Raw genomic sequence first — 11,194 nt, forward strand, 5'->3', positions numbered from 1 at the left:
TTTTTTGAGATTATTCGATAGGGCTGCAGGGCAGTTTTGTCTAAATAAAAACAAGCTTTAAGATGGCTACACAGTTCCATTGAATGTTGCGCTCACTTGATATAAAAATGGATGCTTGCCTGTACAGCATGGCGCTTTTTATATGGCTACATTTTAGGTATAGCAAGAAATTCAGGCGTTTCAAAACTCGGTTTCCAGTAATACTAGTGTTCACTACCCCCCAAAGCCAAGATCGATAGGACTTTTGAACTGCTAAGGTTCATTTGTACTGGAGAACTTCAGTTGTCAATTAGTTTGGTATTGGGATACCTGTAGGGAATGTTGTTATTGTTGATTTTGGTATCTAGTTTGAGCAACACTGAGCCAGGCGATCGCAGTTGATACTGACATCTGCGCTTTAACTTTTTTCTCCTTGAGGGGGTTAATATTATCCTTCTACCTGCTCCAGCTCAAATTTATTTTTTTCCAAGGCAATTAATTCCTGCTCAAAGTTGGGTTTTGGTAGTTCCTTCAACTACGGCATGGGTAGGCTGATCTGTTCAATGGGAATTTTGAGTTGATTGCCTTTGGCTTCTAGTCTTTGACCTTCAGCAGTTCTATCAGCGAGTACTTCACAAAAATTTACTCGGTCATCTTGATTGACTTTGATATCTTCTGCTAGAGTTACTGTAACTGTGATTATGTGCCTTTTAAGCGTTTCTACTTGGATAACTGTAACTTGTTCACTGTCAACTGAAACCACTGATGTCTGGTGAGTGGTGACTATGATTGAGAAGACCCATTACTGGTCATTGGTCACTGGATTTGCTACCACTACTGTTACTGTGCCAATAATGCCGATGCCAATGAAACTGTTGAAGCAATCCATTGATTAGATGCCTTCTGGTAGTGCTAGTTTCTACTCCATATTGGCTACAGTTAAAATATGCCAACATTATTGAGGCAAATTATTATGGATGCTTATATTAAGTTTGAGGGAAATGTTAATGAAGATGATTCTTATAATTTAAAAAAACTCGCGAATATCATTCAAGAAGAATGTGATTTGCCTGTAAAGGTTGAGAAAAAAGAGGCTGAACCTGGAGTAAGAGATGGAGGTTTGGCAATGGGGATAGCGATCGCTTCACTAACTCTAGCAGCAATTCAAACCTTATTTTCAGTCCTCCAATACTGGGAATCTAAGCAACCGAAATATTCTTTGTCTATATCTTTTGAAAATCAAATTATTCGAAAAACACTATTAATTGAAAGTTCATCAGCAGAAGAAATTAAAACAGTAATTTCTAATCTACAAGCTGAATCTTCTATTGACTATATCGAAGTTCAAGTTTATAGAAAGGAATAGATTTCCATGTCAGAAGACGCTCCCAAGAGAATTGCTTTTGTTTTTTCCGCTTTGACTGGGGAGGAACTGAAAGCCGTAGATCGTGATGTTGATCGTGTCTACAGGATGCTCACAAACGCAGAATTGGGCATGTGTAATCACAAGATACGACCATTTTATGGATGTACAAATAGTCACGAATTCGAGAATCATTTTTTTCCTCTGTTTGATAATTGGCGTATTAAAGATCAACTTATTTTTTACTTTTCAGGACATGGGGACATTCTTCAGGATCAATACTGTCTAAAATTAGGGACAACTCGACAAGACTTTTATCCATTTGGAAATTTAATCACTAATTTAAGAATTAAGAATGTTAAGCGTGCCATACTAATTATAGATGCCTGCCATAGTGGAGCAGCAGTTGAGGGAATAAAAGAATCACAAGGCATTTTTTCTACTATAAATCAGGGAAAAATACCAAAAGGAATTGCAATTATAGCTTCATCTCGTAAGAGTCAAACTAGTCGTGAATTAAAAGATGGATCCCACGGTGTTTTTACTAAACTGCTATGTGACGGTATTGAAACTGGACTAGAGAATAAGCCGACACATAATGGTTTAATCAGTGTTGGAAATATTGTTGATTACATAGAAGAAAAACTAACTACTGATTCAAACTACTCTGAGTTTAGCCAACGTCCAGTTTTTAAAGTAAATGCCGAGCAAGATATTTGGATTGCTAAAAATAAAAGTGAATATATCCCAAAACCAAATCAAACTTCTGGAAATGATTCTGTCATAACACCAGAAGAACAAAGGCCTATTTTTATATATATTGAAAACTATCACAGTGAAAAACCAATAGTTCTAACCGCTGATTCTGATCAAACTCCTACAATTGAAGACATTCCATGCCCTTATCTCGGTTTATCTCATTTTAGTCCCAATGACGCTGAGTTTTTCTTTGGACGAGAAGCATTTGTAGAAGAACTTGTTAAAGCTGCTCAAACCCGTAATTTTATTCCAGTATTGGGTTCATCTGGAAGTGGTAAATCTTCAGTGGTTTTGGCGGGATTAATACCAAAACTGGAAAAGGCAGGTAATTGGAAATTCACTCACTTTCGCCCTAGTAACGGTAATGATCCATTTTATGCCCTAGCCGAAGCACTCGTTCCACTATATATGTCAGAGTTGGATTCTACAGACGAGATGACTCAGGCTCGTAAGTTAGCCAAATGTTTCCGTGGAGATGAAGGGGAACTTTCTTTAGCCGAAGTGTCTAGTAAAATCCAACGTAAACACCCAAATCATAAAGTGTTACTGATTGCAGATCAGTTTGAGGAACTCTACACTCAATATTCTGACTCTGAATTGCACCATAGTTTCTTGGACTGTTTACTAGCTAGCCTCTCATCTTCTTCCCAATCCTCATCTTCCATGGTAATTGTGGCAATGATGCGCGCTGATTTCTTGGAAAATGCCCTTTCTTATCGTCCTTTTGCTGATGTTTTGCAAAACGCAGATCTCAAATTAGGACCAATGAACCACAAAGAACTTACCGACGTTATTGTCAAGCCTATAGAGAAACTGAACGAAAAGTTGAATGAAAAAGTAACATGTCAAGCAGATTTAGTAAAGCGGATCTTGGATGATGTAGAAGATGAGCCAGGAAAATTACCCCTGCTGGAGTTTGCCTTAACTGAATTGTGGAACAAGCGAGAAGGTAAACAGCTAACCCACAAAGCCTACAGGGAAATTGGTGAGGTAAAAGGAGCTTTAAGCAAACATGCTACAACTAAGTACAAAAGCCTTACTCAAGCTGAACAGAAAAAAGCAGAGCAAATTTTTATCCAACTGGTGCAACCTGGTAGAGGAACCAAAGACACACGACGGCTGGTAACAAAGGCAGATTTTGGAAATGACAAATGGTCTGTGGTAAAAAAACTAGCTGATGCTCGATTAGTTGTCACCAGTAAAAATAATAATAATATTGATGTGGTAGAAATTGCCCATGAAGCATTAATTCAGAATTGGAAATTACTCCAAGAATGGATTAGATACAACCGTGAGTTTCGTATTTGGCAAGAGCGTTTAAGGGTAGCAATTTCTCAGTGGGAAGATGCCAAAAAAGATGAAGGGGCGTTGTTGCGGGGTATGCCGTTAGGTGAAGCTAATAAATGGTTAAAAGAACGTGGAAAAGAATTGAGTCGAAGTGAGAAGGACTATATCCTGCATAGCGCAGAATTGTCCGCTCGCCTGCGCCAAGAAGAGGAACAACGTCAGCAGCGAGAACTTGAACTGATCCGAGAGAGACTAGAAGAAGAAAAAAAAGCACGCCAAGCACAAAGTGAAGCCCTTAAAGCCTCTCAGATGAAGACGAAGTTTGCGATCGCGGCATCTGGGGCTACAGTTATTGCCTTAGGAGTAATAGGCTATGCGTCTTGGCAACAACAAAAGTCGGAAAAAACCCTTGAAACAGTATTTTTGAAAACAGATCCCATCACAACTTTGAATGCTCTACCAGATTTTCACAAAAAAGCAGACAAGTTGAAAAAAGCACTAGATCAACTAAAAGACACAGAGGATTTAGAGCAGAAAGTTAATTACTACCGGGATCATAAAGAAAGTTTTCATAAGTTATTTGCCTACTACCGTAATATTATGACAGCTACAGGTAGACTAAACGAACAAGTAACTGAAACTGAAAAAAGTGATATTGAAGAAATTTCTGCTCAAGCTGAAGCATCATTAGCAGAACTGCTGAATACATACCGTATTTCACAGCTTGAATTAGATCTGAACCAGCCTAAGCCTAACTTTGGAAAACTTTTACCTAAAAAACGAAGAAGACATTTTGAAAAGCAGTATCCACCTAACAGTGCTTTACGGACAACTTATGAAATCATAATGCGTGAATCCGGAGCAGGAGCAGATATCAATAATGATGGTTTAATGAATGACAAACAGGAAGCAAAGCAAATTCCTTGTAAAACTCTCGTAAAAATTGAACAGTTATGGCGTAATGCTACTGATCAACGCTGCGGTTGGTATGGAGAATTGGATGGAGATAAAAACTTTTATAATGATCAAGATTGTTATGAATTAGAACCAGATAAAACTGATAGAAGCACTCTTTATTCGTCAATATTTGACTTTACTAATCGAGAAGTAATTAAGCGTATTGAATATTGTCAAAAAAGATGTAAAAAAAATGTCAATTCAAAAATATATAATTAATTTTTTTAAATTGAAATGAATAATTTATTCATAATTAATATAGTTACTATATATTAGCTTTTGTCAAACTCAGAAAATATATATATGAAAAAAATAATTTACAATAGATTTAAAAATTGTAAAACTATACGTAATCTCAGTTGTCTAATTACCGCTACGACAATTGTACTGTTTCCTATTTACGTTTTCGTGAAAAACCCTAATAGCTATGCTTCTAGCTCAGACATGCCTCGATATGCAACCTTCGACAGAATAGCAGGGCTTTTGAAAGTTTATCCAGGAGGAGATAAGAACAAGCAGCCTAGAAGTCCAGATGACTATCCTAAATTAAAAAGGTGGAAGGATTTATTATGGGTTTCGCCTGATTCGAAATCTTGGGCTCATCTCCAGTTTTGGAGAAATGAACCTGATGGGGGAAATGAAAATAAGATAGATCCCTTAGTACAAGTAGGTCCTGATGACTTCAACGGTGAGTCCAGTGAATATACTTTTCCCTGTCGAGAAAATCTTGGTACTGGTGTATTTGGTTGGGGTCTGACACCGGTAGACGGCGGAAGTGCCTGTGAGCGTATTGTGCTAGGTATGACTGGTTGGATGTCCGATTCGAGCAGTAATTATTGGGCAGAGAAGTCAAAAAATAAGCAGATACGAGATAATACTCCTAATTCTCAAGAAATTACTATTTCTCGAACTGAAGAACTAACTCTAACTTATGCCTACAACTTGGACAGTAAATTAACTGTCGATGTTCTTGTTGGCGCTGTGACAATTAGTTCTGTCGCTGGACAGATAAGTGCAGAAGCCGGAACTAGATATGTTTATTCTGGGGACGGTAGTCAAGGAACAGTTAGTAAGATCAATCCTGCGGAAGTCGCTCAATCAGAGCCTGTTAAGATATTCTTAGATACTGCCAATTGGTCATCAGATGTTGGTCTTTTAATAGCAGATGTTGCTCCTTTAATAGAAAGATTCAAAGAGGCTCTCACTCCTCTTTCGCCAAGGGAGCAGGAAGTTTTGAATACTCATAACAAACTGCGGGAAGAAGTCGGCGTGGCACCTTTGCGTTGGTCAAATCAACTGGCAAGCTATGCCCAAGAATGGGCAAACCAGCTTTCTCAAGAGAATAGTTTTAGACATCGTCCTGGCATCAATGGAAGTGGCGCAGGCGAGAACATAGCTGCTGGCAGTTCAGTAACTCAAATGCTGAACCTATGGGCAGAGGAAAAAGATGATTATGACTACTCTACGAATACTTGTCGTCAAGACGAAACTTGTGGTCATTACACACAAATGGTATGGAGAAACACCACTGAAGTTGGTTGTGGGATTGCTCAGCACAGAACATATGGAAACGTGATCGTGTGCAACTACAGACCTCCGGGTAATTATAGTGGGGAGCGACCATATTAAATTCAGTCCTGCCAGCAAGTTATCCGGGCGTTGCTGAATTAAGCAATTAATAGGAGTGGGGTGGGCATCCTGCCTGCCCAAAAATATCAGGAACGGGCAAGATGCCCATTCCACAGGTGCGACCCGTGATGGCAAGGGATTGCTCGCCATCACGGGTCGCACCTCTGCATCGCTTCTTCGTTGTCTTCCTCTTCCTCCCCCTCTGGCTCGTCCCATGTTTGACCCTCCTGTAAAAAACCTACCCCTGTGAGCCACCCCCAGGCTCCTCTCTCTCTTCCCTCTCTTCCCTCTCCTCCCATCCTCCCCACACCTCCCACATCTTCCACCCTCCTGGGAAACACGATTACAACCATTGCGATCACTCCCTTGCTCAGATGATGAGAGTTATGTTAAATTTAGTTAAAATAACGTTACAATAACTTGTGTTATCACGAGTTATGTGGCAATACCCCTCAAAGGTATTGACAGAAAATACAAAAATACTATAAGCAAACGGTTTTAGGGTATTCAATCAATTTTTGATCTTGAATTCTTTTGTAATCAGATCCTCCCTCACAGGGTGATACCAGCATTCGTTACCAGTAATAGAGGCGAATAACACATGAAATTTTCTTGGAGAATACTCCTACTCTGGACATTACCTGCCCTAGTCATTGGTTTTTTCTTTTGGCAGGGAACATTTGCGAGTACTACCGGGAATATGGGTAGTAATACCGCCAGTACTCGCATGACCTATGGTCGCTTCTTGGACTATATTGATTCCGGTAGAGTCACTAGTGTTGACCTCTATGATAGTGGTCGCACAGCGATTGTAGAAGCTGTGGATGTGGATCTTGATAACCGCTTACAGCGGCTGCGAGTAGATCTGCCCATTAGTGCGCCGGAACTGATTTCTAAGCTCAGAGAGTCTAATATTGCTCTGACTTCCCATCCCGCTCGTAATGATGGGGCAATTTGGGGACTCCTGGGGAATTTAATTTTTCCGATTCTCTTGATTGCGGGATTATTTTTCCTATTCCGTCGCTCCAGCAACATGAATGGTGGTCCTGGTCAAGCGATGAATTTCGGGAAATCCCGGGCGCGGTTCATGATGGAAGCCAAAACTGGGGTGCTGTTTGATGATGTGGCCGGTATCGAAGAAGCCAAAGAGGAACTCGAAGAAGTAGTTACCTTCCTCAAGCAACCGGAACGGTTTACCGCTGTCGGAGCACGAATACCAAAAGGGGTGCTGCTCGTCGGTCCTCCTGGAACTGGTAAAACCCTATTAGCAAAAGCGATCGCTGGTGAAGCAGGAGTGCCTTTCTTTAGTATTTCTGGTTCCGAATTCGTGGAAATGTTCGTAGGTGTTGGTGCCTCTAGGGTTCGTGACTTGTTCAAAAAAGCTAAGGAAAATGCCCCTTGCTTGATATTTATCGATGAAATTGATGCGGTAGGACGGCAACGGGGAGCTGGAATTGGTGGTGGTAACGATGAACGGGAGCAAACCCTAAACCAATTGCTGACGGAAATGGACGGGTTTGAAGGAAACACCGGCATTATCGTGATTGCGGCTACTAACCGTGCGGATGTACTCGATACAGCTCTGTTACGTCCCGGACGCTTTGACCGCCAGGTGATGGTAGATCCCCCAGACCTGAAAGGGCGGATTAAGGTTTTGGAAGTTCATGCTCGGGATAAAAAACTGGCTTCAGAAATTTCCATCGAAGTAATCGCAAGACGGACTCCTGGATTCACTGGTGCTGATTTATCCAACCTGCTCAATGAAGCCGCTATCCTGACTGCTCGCCGTCGCAAAGAAGCGATTACCATGCTGGAAATCAATGATGCGGTTGACCGGGTAGTGGCTGGGATGGAAGGTACTCCCCTGGTAGATAGCAAGAACAAGCGATTGATTGCTTATCATGAAGTTGGTCACGCTATTATTGGTACCCTAGTCAAGGATCACGACCCTGTACAGAAAGTTACCCTGATTCCCCGGGGACAAGCTCAAGGTCTAACCTGGTTTACTCCTAGTGAAGAGCAAGGTTTAATTACCAGAGCTCAGCTTTTGGCTCGCATTACTGGAGCTTTAGGCGGTCGAGCTGCGGAAGAAGAAGTATTCGGTGATGCGGAAGTCACTACTGGTGCCGGTGGTGATTTGCAGCAATTGACTGGGATCGCACGGCAAATGGTAACTCGCTACGGCATGAGTGACTTAGGTTCTCTGTCCTTAGAAAGCCAAGAGGGAGAAGTCTTTCTCGGTGCGGGATTAATGTCTAGGGCAGAGTACTCTGAAGAGGTTGCTGCTCGGATTGATCAGCAAGTTCGTGAGATTATAGAACATTGCCATCAAGAAGCACGAGAGATCATTCGGGATAATCGAGATGCGGTTGACCGATTGGTGGATCTGTTGATTGAAAAGGAAACTATTGAGGGTGAAGAGTTCCGTCAAATTGTGGCTGAGTACACCGATGTGCCTGAGAAGCCACAGTATGTACCTCAGTTATAAGGATTTATTGAAGGTTGTTCGCGTAGCGTGGCCAAAGGCCAAGGTTTAGTGTTGAATGTTGAATGTTGAATGTTGAATGTTTAATATTTAATGTTTAATATTGATGTTTATCCTGAATCCTTAATAAACAGCCCGTTTATCCAATGTTTGAGGAGCTAATACTTGAGGCTACAGCCAACAAATTTAATTGGTAGTTGAGTGGGCATCGAACCCATGCAATTACCTACTATGGTTCCCCGGCTTGTTCACAAGTCGGGGATTGTTGTAATTTTATTCAATCAAGTATAGCGTTTACTAGTATAGTCAGGTACATATAAATTTTCTTCTTTCCTCCCTACTCCCTACTCCCTACTCCCTACTCCCTGCTCCCTAAAATCTAGAAATTGTGTACCTCACAAGTAGTATAATTGCTAGATCTAATCCAAATATGGCAAGACTACTTGAAACTTTGTTCCCACACCAACTTCGCTGTCCAGGTTAATTTTACCCCGATGCAATTCAACACATTTTTTAGCAATAGCCAAACCTAATCCTGTTCCTTTTATAGCACCAACATTAGTGGCTCGATAGAAAGATTCAAACACTCGTTGCTTTTCTTTTGGTGGAATACCAATCCCTGAATCCCGAATAGTTAAAATCGCTTCTTCTGGCTGACAAAATACGTCAAACTTAATGATGCCTCCTTGGGGAGAATATTTAACCGCATTAGATAGTATATTAGTCAAAATTTGTCCAACTAGCTGTTCATCTAAATTAACTTGACTAGAATTACTCTGACTGGAAAAATCTATTTTATAGTCACTAGTTAAAGTAACCTGTAAATTATTAATTATTTTTTGGCATAGTTTATCTAGATTCAAGTATTCAGGATGACAATCAAGTTCCCCTGATTCAGTTTTATCTAGGAAAATCACATTGGTCAGGAGTTGATTCATGTGTTCAACCGCCCATCCAATTTGTTGAAAATGTTTCAGTTTTTTATCGTCTGACAATTTCTCACTGTACTTAGCTAGCAATTCAGTAGAGGATTGAATCATCATCATTGGAGTACGAAACTCATGAGATATCGTACTAATAACCCGAGATTTAAGTTCACTGAGTTCTTTTTCCTGTTCTAGGGATTTGCGAATGATTTCTGAGCGACGTTCTCGTTCTTGGATATCCGCTTCCAATTTTATTTTCTCTTTTTCTAAAGCTTGAGATTTTCTAAGTTCAGTGGTGTCTTGTAGCATACCAGAATAACCGGTAACCACACCATCAATAATCAAACTTGAATGAATATTAATCTCTCCCCAGCGGCACTTCCCTGTTTTGGTAACATATCTTATTTCATGTTTAAAGGAATCCTTTTCACCGTTGACTAGAGACTGCCACAATTGTTGATAACGTTGCTGATCATCAGGATCAATAAATTTTAAGCAATTTTTCCCTAGACTTTCTTCTACAGTAAAGCCAGTGAAAGTAGTCCAGGCAGAATTGAGGAATTTCCAGTGTCCAGTGGCATCAACTTGAAAAAACACTTCTTTAACACTTTCTACTACAGAACGATATTGTTTCTCCCTCTCCCGTAAGGTTTTTTCTGCTCGATTAGCTTCGATCAGACGACGGACACGCTTCCTTAGAACTGATGGTTGGATGGGTTTAGTGATATAATCCGTTGCTCCGACTTCAAATGCCCAATCAACGGAAGCTTGGTCATTAAGTCCAGTAATCATTAATACTGGTGTTGATTCATTTTTTAGTAGCTTTTGGATTTGGGCGCAACACATAAACCCATCCATCACTGGCATCATAGCATCCAGTAAAACTATATCCGGTTTTAGTTCAGTATAAGCTGCCAGACACTGCTCGCCATCCCCTACATCTTCGACATTATATCCCTCATTTTCCATAATTGTACGCAGCATTGTCCGCGTTTGTGTATCATCATCGGCGACCAGAATTATAGGAGCATGGTTTTGTTCAGGATTCATCATAGTTAAGTTACTTAGTATATACTGTTAATTATTAATAGACTTCTTGCAGAAGTCGGGAACAGGGAACAGGGAACAGGGAACAGGGAACAGGGAACACTGGACAAGAATTGATTAAAACACTATCATAAAAATAATTTTGCAATAGATATAGATAATATTTAATTTCTTATTTATGCCACTATTTTTTGAATTAATTGTCACGTAAAATTATTAACATATTTTATATATTATTAATATTTTTTTTCAATTTATTAGCCTATAATACTTGTAAAGATCTTGAGAAAACTTGCTATAGTTGTGAAGCTTAGTACAGTAATTTTGCCTGCACAAGCATGATGCTCACAGGAAAAATTTATTTGACGAATCAAATCGGATAGTAGTTTGAGAAGGGATAAAAGTACTCAGCTTTATCTTCCTGGATCATCTCTAGTTGATAAAACCGTATTTTTGGGGATTTTTTTGAGATTGTAGTCAATTAATATCTACAAGAAATTACTCAAAGTTTTGATTTTTTACTGTTGACTGTTGACTGTTGACTGCTAATAGTAACGTTGAGCCAATGCATAGCCTACTCAAATAGTTGAGGGCTTCGGTGCTTGATCAGGGGCGCTTCATAGGCTGCTGAGAACCCTAAAGCCTATTTTTGGGATGAATAATTTTTGGGATTAAGCGTTCGCGCAGCGTCGGGCTTTGCCCGAATCGCACTGCCAAAGCGGCGTTGCGTCAGTCTTTGAATGAATAGGAGTAGAGTGGGCA

General features: G+C 40.2%; 7 protein-coding genes. 5 read left to right on the forward strand and 2 right to left on the reverse strand.

Annotation, left to right across the window (positions count from 1 at the left end):
- Window positions 1-514: 514 nt before the first annotated feature.
- Window positions 515-742 (reverse strand): hypothetical protein, encoded by a 228-nt coding sequence (locus F6K52_RS23890; protein WP_293083729.1) that lies wholly within the window; start codon window positions 740-742, stop codon window positions 515-517.
- Window positions 743-925: 183 nt separating this feature from the next.
- On the opposite strand from F6K52_RS23890, the gene F6K52_RS23895 reads away from it, so the two are divergent.
- The 5 genes from F6K52_RS23895 to ftsH2 all read left to right on the forward strand — a co-directional run bounded on the left by F6K52_RS23895 (window position 926) and on the right by ftsH2 (window position 8,462).
- Complete coding sequence (locus tag F6K52_RS23895; protein WP_293083732.1) at window positions 926-1,345, forward strand: hypothetical protein; 420 nt, start codon at window positions 926-928, stop codon at window positions 1,343-1,345.
- 6 nt (window positions 1,346-1,351) lie between these two features.
- Window positions 1,352-4,564: a caspase family protein gene (locus F6K52_RS23900; RefSeq protein WP_293083735.1), complete on the forward strand. Its 3,213-nt coding sequence runs from the start codon at window positions 1,352-1,354 to the stop codon at window positions 4,562-4,564.
- Window positions 4,565-4,648: 84 nt separating this feature from the next.
- On the forward strand, window positions 4,649-5,974 hold the full coding sequence (locus F6K52_RS23905; RefSeq protein ID WP_293083738.1) for a pathogenesis-related family 1 protein: 1,326 nt from the start codon (window positions 4,649-4,651) through the stop codon (window positions 5,972-5,974).
- A gap of 55 nt (window positions 5,975-6,029) precedes the next feature.
- The gene (locus tag F6K52_RS23910; RefSeq protein WP_293083741.1) at window positions 6,030-6,224 is read left to right on the forward strand and encodes a hypothetical protein; all 195 of its coding nucleotides are present in this window, start codon (window positions 6,030-6,032) and stop codon (window positions 6,222-6,224) included.
- Between the two features lie 351 nt (window positions 6,225-6,575).
- Window positions 6,576-8,462 (forward strand): ATP-dependent zinc metalloprotease FtsH2, encoded by a 1,887-nt coding sequence (gene ftsH2 / locus F6K52_RS23915; RefSeq protein ID WP_293083744.1) that lies wholly within the window; start codon window positions 6,576-6,578, stop codon window positions 8,460-8,462.
- A gap of 416 nt (window positions 8,463-8,878) precedes the next feature.
- Here ftsH2 and F6K52_RS23920 read toward each other — a convergent pair whose 3' ends face one another.
- Entirely contained in the window at window positions 8,879-10,438 is a 1,560-nt protein-coding gene (locus F6K52_RS23920) for a response regulator (protein ID WP_293083747.1), read from the reverse strand.
- Window positions 10,439-11,194 lie beyond the last annotated feature (756 nt).

Source organism: Moorena sp. SIO3H5, from assembly GCF_010692395.1.
Classification (GTDB): Bacteria; Cyanobacteriota; Cyanobacteriia; order Cyanobacteriales; family Coleofasciculaceae; genus Moorena.

Coding starts and splice junctions, on each gene's coding strand:
- F6K52_RS23905 (WP_293083738.1), top strand. CDS start 4,649: ATGAAAAAAATAATTTACAATAGATTTAAAAATTGTAAAACTATACGT.
- ftsH2 (WP_293083744.1), top strand. CDS start 6,576: ATGAAATTTTCTTGGAGAATACTCCTACTCTGGACATTACCTGCCCTA.
- F6K52_RS23920 (WP_293083747.1), bottom strand. CDS start 10,438: ATGATGAATCCTGAACAAAACCATGCTCCTATAATTCTGGTCGCCGAT.
- F6K52_RS23900 (WP_293083735.1), top strand. CDS start 1,352: ATGTCAGAAGACGCTCCCAAGAGAATTGCTTTTGTTTTTTCCGCTTTG.
- F6K52_RS23895 (WP_293083732.1), top strand. CDS start 926: ATGCCAACATTATTGAGGCAAATTATTATGGATGCTTATATTAAGTTT.